This window comes from Streptomyces sp. ICN903, assembly GCF_022015835.1.
Taxonomy (GTDB): domain Bacteria; phylum Actinomycetota; class Actinomycetes; order Streptomycetales; family Streptomycetaceae; genus Streptomyces; species Streptomyces fenghuangensis.
In genome coordinates this window covers 1-13363 of the sequence record NZ_JAKMAY010000158.1, presented here as the reverse complement: position 1 = coordinate 13363, position 13363 = coordinate 1, and the positions used below count along the sequence as shown (strand labels likewise).

At 73.0% G+C, this 13363-nt stretch carries 13 protein-coding genes; 6 read left to right on the top strand and 7 right to left on the bottom strand.

Annotated features, from left to right (window positions below; translation table 11 throughout):
- Positions 1–28: 28 nt before the first annotated feature.
- The 5 genes from L7D48_RS17105 (at position 29) to L7D48_RS17085 (ending at position 6724) form a co-directional block, all read left to right on the top strand.
- Positions 29–2401 (top strand): bifunctional SulP family inorganic anion transporter/carbonic anhydrase, encoded by a 2373-nt coding sequence (locus L7D48_RS17105; RefSeq protein ID WP_237880311.1) that lies wholly within the window; start codon positions 29–31, stop codon positions 2399–2401.
- 214 nt (positions 2402–2615) lie between these two features.
- On the top strand, positions 2616–4580 hold the full coding sequence (acs, locus tag L7D48_RS17100; RefSeq protein WP_237880308.1) for an acetate--CoA ligase: 1965 nt from the start codon (positions 2616–2618) through the stop codon (positions 4578–4580).
- A gap of 188 nt (positions 4581–4768) precedes the next feature.
- Complete coding sequence (locus tag L7D48_RS17095; protein ID WP_237880307.1) at positions 4769–5251, top strand: phage holin family protein; 483 nt, start codon at positions 4769–4771, stop codon at positions 5249–5251.
- 167 nt (positions 5252–5418) lie between these two features.
- A complete protein-coding gene (locus L7D48_RS17090; protein WP_237880310.1) occupies positions 5419–6309 on the top strand; it encodes an alpha/beta fold hydrolase in 891 nt (296 codons plus the stop codon).
- 220 nt (positions 6310–6529) lie between these two features.
- Positions 6530–6724 carry a hypothetical protein gene (locus L7D48_RS17085; RefSeq protein ID WP_093657465.1) on the top strand — a complete coding sequence of 65 codons (195 nt, stop codon included), beginning with the start codon at positions 6530–6532 and terminating at the stop codon, positions 6722–6724.
- A gap of 186 nt (positions 6725–6910) precedes the next feature.
- Here L7D48_RS17085 and L7D48_RS17080 read toward each other — a convergent pair whose 3' ends face one another.
- Genes L7D48_RS17080 through nth form a run of 3 tightly spaced genes read right to left on the bottom strand, consistent with a single transcriptional unit; the run spans position 6911 to position 9727 of the window.
- Positions 6911–8110 (bottom strand): MarP family serine protease, encoded by a 1200-nt coding sequence (locus tag L7D48_RS17080; RefSeq protein ID WP_237880309.1) that lies wholly within the window; start codon positions 8108–8110, stop codon positions 6911–6913.
- Positions 8111–8123: 13 nt separating this feature from the next.
- Positions 8124–8867, bottom strand: a complete 744-nt coding sequence (locus L7D48_RS17075; protein WP_237880306.1) for a CoA pyrophosphatase — start codon at positions 8865–8867, stop codon at positions 8124–8126.
- An 11-nt stretch (positions 8868–8878) separates the two neighbouring features.
- Positions 8879–9727, bottom strand: coding sequence for an endonuclease III (gene nth, locus L7D48_RS17070; RefSeq protein WP_237880305.1), 849 nt, complete (start codon positions 9725–9727; stop codon positions 8879–8881).
- A gap of 261 nt (positions 9728–9988) precedes the next feature.
- On the opposite strand from nth, the gene L7D48_RS17065 reads away from it, so the two are divergent.
- The gene (locus L7D48_RS17065; RefSeq protein WP_093657459.1) at positions 9989–10663 is read left to right on the top strand and encodes a Crp/Fnr family transcriptional regulator; all 675 of its coding nucleotides are present in this window, start codon (positions 9989–9991) and stop codon (positions 10661–10663) included.
- A 98-nt stretch (positions 10664–10761) separates the two neighbouring features.
- Here L7D48_RS17065 and L7D48_RS17060 read toward each other — a convergent pair whose 3' ends face one another.
- From L7D48_RS17060 to L7D48_RS17045, 4 genes are all read right to left on the bottom strand, one after another.
- Positions 10762–11592: an MBL fold metallo-hydrolase gene (locus L7D48_RS17060; protein WP_237880304.1), complete on the bottom strand. Its 831-nt coding sequence runs from the start codon at positions 11590–11592 to the stop codon at positions 10762–10764.
- Positions 11589–12521, bottom strand: coding sequence for an NUDIX hydrolase (locus tag L7D48_RS17055; RefSeq protein WP_237880303.1), 933 nt, complete (start codon positions 12519–12521; stop codon positions 11589–11591). Before L7D48_RS17055 ends, L7D48_RS17060 begins: the two co-directional genes overlap by 4 nt.
- Positions 12522–12703: 182 nt before the next feature.
- Positions 12704–13180: a RidA family protein gene (locus L7D48_RS17050; protein ID WP_237880302.1), complete on the bottom strand. Its 477-nt coding sequence runs from the start codon at positions 13178–13180 to the stop codon at positions 12704–12706.
- Positions 13177–13335, bottom strand: a complete 159-nt coding sequence (locus L7D48_RS17045) for a DUF4177 domain-containing protein (protein WP_010470378.1) — start codon at positions 13333–13335, stop codon at positions 13177–13179. The genes L7D48_RS17050 and L7D48_RS17045 overlap by 4 nt, the downstream gene beginning before the upstream one ends.
- Positions 13336–13363 lie beyond the last annotated feature (28 nt).

Sequence of the window (13363 nt, the reverse complement as noted above, 5' to 3'; positions counted from 1 at the left end):
CGTCTCCTCCCCCCGACCGGGAGAGCGCCTGCGCCGCTCACTGCGCGGGAGCGGCCCGGACGGCGTCCGGGCCGCGGACCTGTCGGCCTCCGTGTCCGTCTTCCTCATCGCGCTGCCCCTTTCCCTGGGCATCGCCCTGGCCACCGGAGCCCCCCTCCAGGCAGGGCTGGTGGCCGCGGCCGTGGGCGGCATCGTCGCCGGACGGTTCGGTGGCGCCCCGCTCCAGGTCAGCGGCCCGGCGGCGGGCCTGACGGTGATCGTCGCCGAGCTGATCCACCTGTACGGGTGGCGCACCACATGCGCCATCACCGTCCTCGCCGGCCTCGCACAGCTCGGCCTGTCCGCGCTGCGCACGGCCCGCTCCGCCCTCATGGTCAGCCCGGCGATCGTGCACGGCATGATCGCCGGCATCGGTGTGACGATCGCCCTCGCCCAGCTCCACATCGTGCTCGGGGGAAGTCCGGAGAGTTCCGCCGTCGCCAATGTGCTCGCCCTGCCCGGGCAGCTCGCCGACCCGCGTCCCGCCGCGCTGACGGTGGGAGCCGTCACCGTGGCCGTCGTCCTGCTGTGGCCCCGGCTGCGCGGCAGGGCGGGCGAGCTGACGCGCCGGGTGTTCCCCGCCGCACTGGCCGCGGTCGCGCTGTCGACCGCGGTGGCCTCCCTCGCCGGTCTGCGGCTGCCGCGTGTGGACCTGCCGTCCTGGCACAGCCACGCCCTGCCCTCGCTGCCCGAAGGGCCGGTGCTGGGCCTGCTGGCCGCCGTGCTGACCGTCACCCTGGTCGCCGGGGTGGAGTCGCTGCTGTCGGCGATGGCCTCCGACAAGCTGGCCGTCGCCCGCAAACTCCCGGAGCACCTGTCGGGCGTACGGATCCCGCGCGCGGACCTGGACCGGGAGCTGCGCGGCCAGGGCCTGGCCAACATGGTCTCCGGCGCCCTGGGCGGGCTGCCGGTCACCGGCGTCGCGGTGCGCACCTCGGCGAACATCCAGGCCGGCGCGGTCAGCCGCAACTCCACGATCCTGCACGGGGTCTGGGTGCTGATCGCCTCCGGGCTGCTGGTCGGGCTGCTGGAGCTGATCCCGCTGGCCGCCCTCGCCGCGCTGGTGATGGTGGTCGGCGTCCAGATGGTCAAGATCGTCCACATCCGCAGCGTCACCCGGCACCGCGAGGTGCTGGTGTACGTCGCGACGGCCGCGGGCGTGGTGCTGCTCGGTGTGCTGGAGGGGGTGGGCATCGGCATCGCGGTCGCCGTCGCCCTCGCCCTGCACCGGCTGGCCCACACCCGGATCGTCTGCGAGACCGTCGGGGGAGGCGGGCCGGACGGGGCCGGAGGCGTCCACCGGGTCCGGGTTCGCGGTCAGCTCACGTTCCTCGCGGTGCCGCGGCTCAGCCGGACGCTGGGCCAGGTGCCCGAGGGGAGCCGGGTTGTGGTGGAGCTGGGCGGCTCCTTCATGGACCACGCGGCGTACGAGACCCTGCGGGACTGGGAGACCTCCCACACGGCGCACGGCGGCAGCGTGGAGATCACCGGCCGCTCCGCGCCCTGCGTACAGGAGCCGTCCGCCTCGCACGGCTGTACTCCCTGGAAACCCTGGCGCAACCACCAGTGCACCCGGCCGCACCCCGGCGAAGGCTCCGGTGAAGTCCCGGTCCGCAGCCAGCTTCTGGGCGGGCTGAGCAACTTCCAGCGCACCACCGCGCCCCTGGTCCGCGAGGAGCTGGCCAGGCTGGCACGGGAGGGGCAGCGGCCCTCGCAGCTCTTCATCACCTGCGCCGACTCCCGGCTGGTCACCAGCATGATCACCTCCAGTGGCCCGGGGGACCTCTTCACCGTGCGCAACGTCGGCAACCTGGTGCCGCCGCCCGGGACCGAGGCGAGCGACGACTCGGTGGCGGCGGCGATCGAGTACGCCGTCGAGGTGCTGCGCGTGGAGTCGGTCACCGTCTGCGGGCACTCGGGATGCGGCGCGATGCAGGCGCTGCACGACTCCGAAGCGGACGGCGGCGCCCTCTCCCCCGGCACCCCGCTGGGTCGCTGGCTGACCCACGGCCGCCCCAGTCTGGAACGGCTGACGGCACGGCACGGCTCCGCGCCGCGTCCCGGCCCACCGCACCCCGGCCCGCGGGCCGCCGTTCCCCGGATCGCCCGCATCCCGGGGGCGGAGCCCCGCGAGGCCGAAGCGCTGGAGGCGCTCTGCCTGGCCAACGTGGTGCAGCAGCTCGACCATCTGCGGGCCCATCCGTGTGTGGCCAGGCGACTGTCCGAGGGTTCGCTGGAGCTGCATGGAATGTACTTCCACGTCGGCGAGGCACAGGCGTACGTACTGGATGACCCGGGCAACGGGGACGGAGGTGGGATGCCGGCCTTCACACCCGTGCGGCCCGGCGCGGCGGTCGTCTGAGCGGCCCCGCACGCAGTGGGGGAACGGCGGCCGGCAGCGGGGCGAAGATCGCGGAAGCAAGCCGTTCGACCGCTCGTCGGCCGCTCACCGACAGGCGTCGACCCCTGAGCGCAAGAGGTCTACACCACTTGACGGACAACCCTTGTCAGGGGGCGACAAGGGCTGGTCTGCTATGACGCGGGACACACCAGACACCCTGGGAAAGGGAGATGTCGTGAGCAACGAAAGCCTGGCCAACCTGCTCAAGGAGGAACGGAGGTTCGCGCCGCCCGCCGAGCTGGCAGCGAACGCCAACGTCACCGCGGAGGCGTACGAACGGGCGAAAGCGGACCGGCTGGGCTTCTGGGCCGAGCAGGCCCGCCGACTGAGCTGGGAGACCGAGCCGACCGAGACCCTGGACTGGTCCAACCCGCCCTTCGCCAAGTGGTTCAAGGACGGCCGGCTCAACGTGGCCCACAACTGCGTCGACCGCCATGTCGAGGCAGGTCTGGGCGACCGGGTCGCCATCCACTTCGAGGGCGAGCCGGGCGACACCCGCGCGATCACCTACGCCGACCTCCAGCGTGAGGTCTCCAAGGCCGCCAACGCCCTGATCGAGCTGGGTGTGCAGACCGGCGACCGGGTCGCGATCTACATGCCCATGATCCCCGAGACAGTCGTGGCGATGCTGGCCTGCGCCCGCATCGGCGCCCCCCACTCCCTGGTCTTCGGCGGCTTCTCCTCCGACGCCCTGGCCACCCGCATCCAGGACGCCGACGCCCGCGTCGTCATCACCGCCGACGGCGGCTACCGGCGCGGCAAGCCCAGTGCCCTCAAGCCCGCCGTCGACGAGGCCCTGACCCAGCCGGGCACCGAGAACGTGCGCAACGTCCTGGTCGTCCGCCGCACCGGCGAGGAGACGGCCTGGACCGAGGGCCGGGACGTGTGGTGGCACGAACTGGTGGACCGCCAGTCCGAGGAGCACACCCCGCAGGCCTTCGAGGCCGAGCACCCGCTGTTCATCCTCTACACCTCCGGCACCACGGGCAAGCCCAAGGGCATCCTCCATACCTCCGGCGGCTACCTCACCCAGACGGCCTACACCCACCACGCCGTCTTCGACCTCAAGCCGGAGACGGACGTCTACTGGTGCACCGCCGACGTCGGCTGGGTCACCGGCCACTCGTACATCGTCTACGGTCCGCTGGCCAACGGCGCCACCCAGGTGATCTACGAGGGCACCCCCGACACTCCGCACAAGGGCCGCTGGTGGGAGATCGTCGAGAAGTACAAGGTCACGATCCTCTACACCGCTCCGACCGCCATCCGCACCTGCATGAAGTGGGGCGACGACATCCCGGCGAAGTTCGACCTGTCCTCGCTGCGGGTGCTGGGCTCGGTCGGTGAGCCGATCAACCCCGAGGCCTGGGTCTGGTACCGCCACAACATCGGCGGCGACCGCACCCCGGTGGTGGACACCTGGTGGCAGACCGAGACCGGCGCCATCATGGTCAGCCCGCTGCCGGGCGTCACCGAGGCCAAGCCCGGCTCGGCGCAGGTGCCGCTGCCCGGCATCGCCGCCACGGTCGTGGACGACGAGGCCAACGAGGTACCCGACGGCTCCGGCGGCTACCTCGTCCTGACCGAGCCGTGGCCGTCGATGCTCCGGACGATCTGGGGCGACGACCAGCGGTACCTGGACACCTACTGGTCCCGCTTCCAGGATCGCTACTTCGCGGGCGACGGCGCCAAGAAGGACGAGGACGGCGACATCTGGCTGCTGGGCCGGGTGGACGACGTGATGCTGGTCTCCGGCCACAACATCTCCACCACCGAGGTCGAGTCCGCCCTCGTCTCGCACCCGAAGGTCGCCGAGGCAGCGGTCGTCGGCGCCACCGATCCCCAGACCACCCAGGCCATCTGCGCCTTCGTCATCCTGCGCGGCAACGCCGCCGAGGACGAGGGACTGGTGGAGGAGCTGCGCGGCCATGTGGCCAAGCACCTCGGTCCGATCGCCAAGCCCAAGCGCATCCTGCCGGTCGACGAGCTGCCCAAGACCCGCTCGGGCAAGATCATGCGCCGGCTGCTGCGCGACGTCGCCGAGAACCGTGACCTGGGGGACGTCACCACCCTGACCGACTCCACGGTGATGACCCTCATCCAGTCCAAGCTGCCGGGCGCCGCCTCCAGCGAGGACTGATCCGGCACCGGGCCTTTCCACAGGGGCGCCCGGCCACCGCACACGCGGTGGCCGGGCGTCCCTGTCCGCTGCTGCGGCCCGCGCACGGGCGGCTCGCCGACACCGTGTGCGACGGCGGGCACCGCGGTCCGGCATGATGCAGACCCTGGCGCAGAGTCATCGACCGCCACGACGAGAGGGAGTATGAGATGAGCCCAGCCGACGACGGCCGCAGCATCGGTCAGCTGGTCGCCTCGGCGACGACCGAACTGTCCGCACTGGTCCACGAGGAGATCGCGCTGGCCAAGGCCGAACTGCGGCAGGACGTCAAGCGCGGCGCGATCGGCAGCGGCGCGGCCGTCGCCGCGGGCATCCTCGCGCTCTTCTCACTGCCGGTCTTCAGCTTCGCCGCCGCCTACGGCATCCACAACCTGGGGCTTGGGCTCGCCTGGTCGTTCACCATCGTGGGAGGCGTGTACCTGCTGCTCGCTCTCGTACTCCTGCTGCTGGCCAAGGCCAAGCTGTCCAAGATCAAGCCGCCCGAGCGCTCGATCGCCTCGGCCAAGCAGTCGGCGGCCGTGCTGTCGGGCGTCAAGCCTCACCCCCGAGCCGTTCCGGGCGCGCGGCGGGAGCCCAAGTCCGTCGAGGCGGAGCCCATGGCCGTCGAGCACGTGACACGCTCTTCCGCATGACGGACAGTACGGACGGCGCGGGCGACACGGGCACGGCGGACACAGCAGGCACGGCAGGCACGGCAGAGATGAGCGAGACGGCAGACACGACAGGCACGGCGGACACGGCAGGCACGGCAGGCGCGGCAGGCGTGAACCACTCCGGCACCCCCTCCTCCGTCATCCGGATGGACGGCCCCTGGACGCACAGGGACGTCGCCGCCAACGGTGCGCGCTTCCACATCGCCGAGATGGGCGAGGGCCCGCTGGTGATGCTGCTGCACGGTTTTCCGCAGTTCTGGTGGGCCTGGCGGCACCAGTTGCCCGCCCTCGCCGAGGCGGGCTACCGCGCGGTCGCGATGGACCTGAGGGGCGTGGGCGGCAGCGACCGCACCCCCCGCGGCTACGACCCGGCCAACCTCGCGCTCGACGTCACCGGCGTGATCCGCTCCCTGGGCGAGCCCGACGCCGCCCTCGTCGGTCATGACCTGGGCGGTTACCTGGCGTGGACGGCGGCGGTGATGCGCCCGAAGCTGGTCCGGCGCCTGGCCGTGGCCTCGATGCCGCACCCGCGCCGCTGGCGCGCGGCCATGCTCGGCGACCTGCGGCAGACGGCGGCCGGGGCGTACATCTGGGGCTTCCAGAGTCCCTGGGTTCCCGAGCGGCGTCTGGTGGCGGACGACGGAGCGCTGGTCGGCCGCCTGCTGCGGGAGTGGTCCGGGCCCCGGCCGCCGGAGGACGACGCGGTCGAGGTCTACCGGCGGGCGATGTGCGTCCCCTCCACCGCGCACTGCTCGATCGAGCCGTACCGGTGGATGGTCCGCTCGCTGGCACGCCTGGACGGGTTCCAGTTCAACCGCCGTATGAAGCGGCCGGTCCGTGTCCCCACCCTCCACCTGCACGGCTCGCTCGACCCGGTGATGCGCACCCGCAGCGCGGCGGGCTCGGGCGAGTACGTGGAGGCACCGTACCGCTGGCGGCTGTTCGACGGGCTGGGCCACTTCCCCCACGAGGAGGATCCGAAGGCGTTCACAAGCGAACTCGTCGACTGGCTGAAGGACCCCGAACCGGACCGCTAGCGACGCCCCCGGCCACACCGGCCGGGGGGGCCGGGGGGCCGGGGGCGCCCCCGGAAAGACACAGCCCTCACGAGGAGGGTCCGAAGGCGTTCACAAGCGAGCTCGTCGACTGGCCGAGACCCGGAACCGGACCGATGATAAGAGCACGTGACGCCCGCATAGGCCAATTGACGGACCATTGGGCGGTTACCGACCTTGAGGCACGGGCAGAGTCCGGAGTATGGGTTGGACGCACGACTACCGTGACGTGTCACGCGACATCCGGGAACAGAGCAGCGCGCAGGGCTCGCCCCCGCGCTCCGCGCGGGACCACCGCGATCTCGGCGATCTCCGCGATCCCCAGCTCGGCATCCCTCACATCCTGCGCCGCCGTGCCCGCTGGGTAGGCGCGCGGCTGCGCCATACGCGCGGCTGACGCCGCCCGCCGCGCATCCGCCGCGCCGCCCGGTCCTTCTCCGGTCGGTCCTTCCCCCGGTCCCCTGTCGGCCGGCCGCCCAAGCCGTGGCGGGCGGCGGAACCGGGTGCCGGACCGGCGGAACCGGACCGGCGGAACCGGACCGGCGGAACCGGACCGGCGGAACCGGGGGCCGGACAACGGTCCTCACATCGCGCACCCCTGGCTGTCCACCGGACCCCGGGACGCCCGTCCCTGCAGGATGTCCTGGCGGATCTCGTCGTTGGTGAGCGCGTAGCCGGTGCTCTCGTCCTCCAGGGACTTGGCGAAGATGACGCCGTAGACCCTGCCGTCGGGGGTCAGCAGCGGCCCGCCGGAGTTGCCCTGCCGGACCATGGCGTGCAGGGAGTAGACGTCGCGGCGCACCGTGCCCCGGTGGTAGATGTCCGGGCCGGTCGCCTGGATACGGCCGCGTACCCGCGCGGAGCGGACGTCGAACCCGCCGTTCTCCGGGAAGCCCGCGACGATCGCGTCGTCGCCGGTCTCCGCGTCGTCCTCCACGAACCGCAGCGCCGGCGCCTGGAGTGACGGCACGTCGAGCACGGCGATGTCGCGCTCCCAGTCGTAGAGGACGACCGTGGCGTCGTACAGCCTGCCCTCGCCGCCGATCTGTACGGTCGGCTCGTCGACGCCGCCGACCACGTGCGCGTTGGTCATCACCCGGCCGCGGTCGAAGACGAAGCCGGTGCCCTCCAGCACCTTGCCGCAGCTCTGCGCGGTGCCCAGGACCTTGACGATGGAACGCTTGGCGCGGGCTACGGCCGGACTGCGCGCCAGGGCAGGATCCGGCGGCTCCACCGAGGTGATCGGCTCGTTGGCGAACGGCGAGAAGACCTGCGGGAAGCCGTTCCGCGCGAGCACCGAGGTGAAGTCGGTGAACCAGGTGTCGGCGCTGTCCGGCAGCGCCCGGGAGACCCCGTGCAGCACCGCGGAGCCGCGTACCTCACGAGCGACGACGGGCACGGCCGTGGAGGCCAGCAGCGAGCCGATCAGCCAGGCGACCAGCAGCATGGCCACGACGTTCACCAGGGCGCCGCCGGAGGCGTCCAGCGCCCGGGCCGGCGACCAGGTGATGTGCCGGCGCAGCCGGTTGCCCAGATGGGTGGTGAACGCCTGGCCGACCGAGGCGCACACGATCACCACCGCCACCGCCGCGATCGCACCCGCCGTCCCCGGCGACGCGCCGTCGGTGAACTCGTTCCAGACGACCGGCAGCAGATAAACCGCGGCGAGCCCGCCCCCGAGGAAACCGGCGACCGACAGCACACCGACCACGAAACCCTGGCGGTAGCCCACGACCGCGAACCAGACGGCGGAGAGCAGCAGCAGTACGTCCAGCACGTTCACGTCGCCCACCGTCTCATGCGTGCCAGTCGAGGGGGACGCTGCGGTCGGTGTCCCACGGCCGCTCCCATCCGGCGAAGTGCAGGATCCGGTCGATGATCCCGGCGGTGAAGCCCCACACCAGCGCGTCGCTGACGAGGAAGCACGGACCGCGGTAGCCGCTGGGGTGTCTGGCCGTGGCACGGTTCGCCGGGTCGGCGAGATCGGCCACGGGCACGGTGAAGACCCGGGCCGTCTCGGCCGGGTCCACAGGCGCCACCGGGCTCGGCTCCCTCCACCACCCCAGTACGGGCGTGACGACGAACCCGCTCACCGGGATGTAGACGCGCGGCAGCCTCCCGAAGACCTGCACCCCGGACGGGTCGAGACCGGTCTCCTCCTCCGCTTCCCGCAGCGCGGCGCGCAGCGGTCCGTCGCCCTCGGGATCGCCGTCCTCCGGGTCGAGGGCGCCGCCGGGGAAGGACGGCTGCCCGGCGTGCGAGCGGAGGCTGGAGGACCGCTCCATCAGCAGCAGCTCCGGCCCGGCCCCCGCTCCACCGCCGACGCTCCCGGCGCCCTCCCCGAAGAGCACCAGGACCGCGGACTGCCGTCCGCCCCCGTCGCTGGGCGGCAGGAAGCGGCTGAGCTGCCGCGCCCGCACCGTCGACGCCACGTCGGCCACCGGGCGCAGCCAGTCCGGCAGCCCCCGGTCGGTGACGACCACCGGGTCGGCGGCCGGACCGGCGACGGAACCGCGGTGCTTCTCCTGTGCCTCTCTCATCCGCGCTCCGCTCAGGCGCCCAGCGGCGGCGCCGGCTGCCCGGGGTAGTCCGCGGGGGGCTTGAGCCGCTGGCCGGGCAGGCCCCCCATCTCGTACTTCAGCAGCTTCTTCGCCTTCTCCGGGTCAGTCTCGCCCTCACCGTAGGAGGGGCACAGATGCGTGATCGGGCAGGCGCCGCAGGCGGGCTTGCGGGAGTGGCAGATGCGGCGGCCGTGGAAGACGACCCGGTGCGAGAACATCGTCCACTCGCTCCTGGGGATGATCCCGGCGATCTCGGCCTCGACCTTCTCCGGGTCGGTCTGCTCCGTCAGCCGCCAGCGGCGCACCAGCCGTCCGAAGTGGGTGTCCACCGTCAGGCCCGGCCTGCCGAAGGCGTTCCCCAGCACCACGTGTGCCGTCTTACGGCCGACGCCGGGCAGGGAGACCATGTCCTCGAGACTGTCCGGCACCTCGCCGCCGAAACGGTCGCGCAGCGCCGCGGAGAGGCCCAGCAGCGATTTGGCCTTGTTGCGGAAGAAACCGGTGGGCCGGATCAACTCCTCCAGCCGTTCGGGGTCGGCCGCGGCCATCTCCTCCGGCGTGGGATAGGCGGCGAAGAGGGCGGGGGTGGTCTGGTTGACCCGCAGATCGGTGGTCTGGGCGGAGAGGACGGTGGCGACCAGCAGCTGGAAGGGGTTGTCGAAGTCCAGCTCGGGATGGGCGTAGTAGTACACCTCGGCCAGCTCGCGGTTGATGCGCCGGGCACGGCGGACCATGGCCAGCCGCGTCTCCGGCTTGCTTCCCGCCTTCCTCTTCCCTCCCCCGGCCGTTCTCGGCGGCTTCGCCTGCGTTACCCGTTCGGCGGACACTTGTTCGCCCACGGCGGAATCCTGGGATGGGTCGCGGGACACCGTCACCCGTACGCCCCCTTTCCGTCCGGTCTCACCGGCGTGTTGGACACCCGGCCAGCGTACGGGGGAGCGCCGACATCCGCCCCGCTCACCGCCGATTCGGGGTCCAATCGGACCCCTGGCGCACGCGCCGGACGCCGGGTGCGTCAAACTTGTGACTGATCGCACTGTTTCACCGTCCGGCATCATGGGGGCGACAGACCCGTGGGCACGTGGACAAGGAGAGAACTCGTGGACGACGTTCTGCGGCGCGCCCCGCTCTTCGCGGCGCTTGACGACGAGCAGGCTGCCGAGCTGCGTGCCTCCATGACGGAGACGACGCTCGCGCGGGGTGAGGCCCTGTTCCACGAGGGCGACCCCGGGGACCGGCTCTACGTCGTGATCGAGGGCAAGGTCAAGCTCCACCGCACCTCCCCGGACGGCCGGGAGAACATGTTGGCCGTCCTCGGCCCCGGCGAGCTGATCGGCGAGCTGTCCCTGTTCGACCCGGGCCCCCGTACGGCCACGGCTACGGCACTGACCGAGGTCAAGCTCTTCGGCCTGGGCCACGGCGACCTCCAGCCCTGGCTGAACGCCCGCCCCGAGGTCGCCACCGCGCTGCTGCGCGCCGTCGCCCGGCGCCTGCGCCGCACCAACGACTCGATGTCCGACCTGGTCTTCTCCGATGTGCCCGGCCGTGTCGCCAAGGCACTGCTGGACCTGTCGCGCCGCTTCGGCGTGCAGTCCGAGGAGGGCATCCACGTGGTGCACGACCTCACCCAGGAGGAGCTGGCCCAGCTCGTCGGCGCGTCCCGCGAGACCGTCAACAAGGCGCTGGCCGACTTCGCCAGCCGCGGCTGGCTGCGGCTGGAGGCCCGCGCGGTCATCCTGCTGGACGTGGAGCGGCTGGCGAAGCGCTCGCGCTGAGCCCCGTTCCCTCCCCGGGAGAACCCGGAGTCCCCGCGGACCCCGGGACCTTCGGAACACGGGAGAACCCGGGGAACACGGCCCGGAGGCACGGCCCGTCACACCAGGCCGTGCTCCTCCAGGTACTCCAGCTGCGCCCGCACCGACAGCTCGGCGGCGGGCCACAGCGAACGGTCCACGTCCGCGTAGACGTGCGCCACGACCTCCCCCGGCGTCCGGTGGCCCGCCTCCACGGCCGTCTCCACCTGCGCCAGACGGCTCGCCCGGTGCGCCAGGTAGTACTCGACGGCCCCCTGTGCGTCGTCCAGCACCGGCCCGTGCCCCGGCAGCACCGTGTGCACACCGTCGTCCACGGTCAGCGAGCGCAGCCGCCGCAGGGAGTCCAGGTACTCGCCCAGCCGTCCGTCGGGGTGGGCCACCATCGTCGTGCCGCGCCCCAGGACGGTGTCGCCGGTCAGCACCGCGCCGTCGGCGGGCAGGTGGAAGCTGAGCGAGTCCGAGGTGTGTCCGGGCGTGGGCACCACCCGCAGCTCCAGGCCGCCCGTGGTCACCACGTCCCCGGCCGCCAGGCCCTCCTCCCCCAGCCGCAGCGCCGGGTCGAGGGCGCGTACGGCCGTCCCCGTCAGCTCGGCGAAGCGGGCGGCTCCCTCGGCGTGGTCCCAGTGGCCGTGGGTGAGCAGCGTCAGCCCCACCCGCCGGCCCGACCGCTCGACGGTGTCGATCACCTGGCGCAGGTGCCCCTCGTCCAGCGGGCCGGGGTCGACGACGACCGCCAGCGGCGAGTCCGGCTCGGCGACGATCCAGGTGTTGGTGCCGTCCAGCGTCATCGGCGAGGGGTTCGGCGCGAGCACGCACACCGCGCGGGCGGTTCCCGTGCCGTCGATGGCGCCGCCGCGCGGCTGCCCGGGCAGGGCGAAGGCGTCGGTCACGGCGCACCCCCCGCCGTCCGCCGGGCCGCCGGCACGTGCTTGGTGAACTCCTCGTGCCCCGGCCAGCTCAGCACCACCCGCTGCCCGCCGGATCCGTCGTCCTCCAGGCTCGCCCGGGCCAGTACGGGCGTCAGGTCCCGCTCCCCGGAGGCCTCCAGCGCCGCGGCGGCGCCTGCGTACGGCACGAGCTGCCGCAGGGTGGCGATCGTCGGGGGCATCATCGTCAGCTCGCCCCGGTCGTATGCGGCGGCCGCGTCCGCCGGGCGGATCCACACCGTGCGGTCGGCCTCGCCGGAGACGTCGCGGGTGCGCTGCCCCCTCGGCAGGGCGGCGACGAAGAACCAGGTGTCGTAGCGCCGCGCCTCGAACTCCGGGGTGATCCAGCGTGCCCAGGCGCCCAGCAGGTCGCTGCGCAGGACCAGCTCGCGGCGGGCGAGGAAGTCGGCGAAGGACAGCTCGCGGGCTACCAGGGCGGTGCGGTCCGCCTCCCAGTCCTCGCCGGTGGTGTCGGCGACGACCGTGTCCGGATCCGGGCCGGCCAGCAGGACGCCCGCCTCCTCGAAGGTCTCGCGCACGGCGGCGCACACGACGGCCTGCGCGACCGCCTCCTCCACTCCGAGCCGCCGCGCCCACTCCTCGCGCGCCGGGCCCGCCCAGGCGACCGCGCCCTCGTCGCGGGGGTCCACGCCGCCGCCGGGGTAGGCGTACGCGCCCGCGGCGAAGGCCATGGAGGTGCGCCGGCGCAGCATGTGGACGGCCGGACCGCCCTCGGCGTCCCGCAGCAGCATCACGGTCGCCGCCCGGCGCGGGGGCACGGGCGTGAGCCGCCCCTCGGCCAGGGCTCGGATGCGCTCGGGCCACTCGGGCGGGTACCACTGCCCGTCGCGCGGGGGCGTGGGGGACGTGGATGACGGCGGCGTTGACGGCATGGCCGGATCGTACGGCCGCGGGCCGCGATGTTCGAGTGCGGGCCTCGAACACCGCGAACACCACGAACACCGCGGCCCGCGAACGACGGCGGCCCGTACCCGTCCGCGTCCGTCCGCATCCGTCCGCGCCGGGCGGATCCGTCCGCGCCGGGCGGATCGGTGCGGGTCCGCCGCCCGGTGGCTCAGTGCGCCAGCTCGACCTGGATCTCGACCTCGACCGGCGCGTCGACCGGCAGCACCGCGACGCCCACCGCGCTGCGCGCGTGCACGCCCTTGTCGCCCAGCACCTCGCCCAGCAGCTCGCTGGCGCCGTTGACCACACCGGGCTGGCCGGTGAAGTCCGGGGCGGAGGCGACGAAGCCGACCACCTTGACGACCCGGGCGATCCGGTCCAGGTCGCCGGCGACCGACTTCACGGCCGCCAGGGCGTTCAGCGCGCAGATCCGGGCCAGGTCCCTGGCCTCCTCCGGCGTCACCTCGGCGCCGACCTTGCCGGTCACCGGCAGCGCGCCGTCGACCATCGGCAGCTGGCCCGCGGTGTACACGTAGGAGCCGGAGAGCACCGCCGGGACGTACGACGCCAACGGCGCCACCACCTCCGGCAGGGTCAGCCCGAGCTCCGCGAGCCTGGACTCGACCGAGCCGCGCGCCTCGCTCACCGCTTCTCCCGCTTCAGGTACGCCACGAGCTGCTCCGGGTTGTTCGGGCCGGGCACCACCTGGACCAGCTCCCAGCCGTCCTCGCCCCAGGTGTCCAGGATCTGCTTGGTGGCGTGCACGAGCAGCGGTACGGTCGCGTATTCCCATTTCGTCATGGGGCCGACCTTAGCCCGTGCCCCGCGG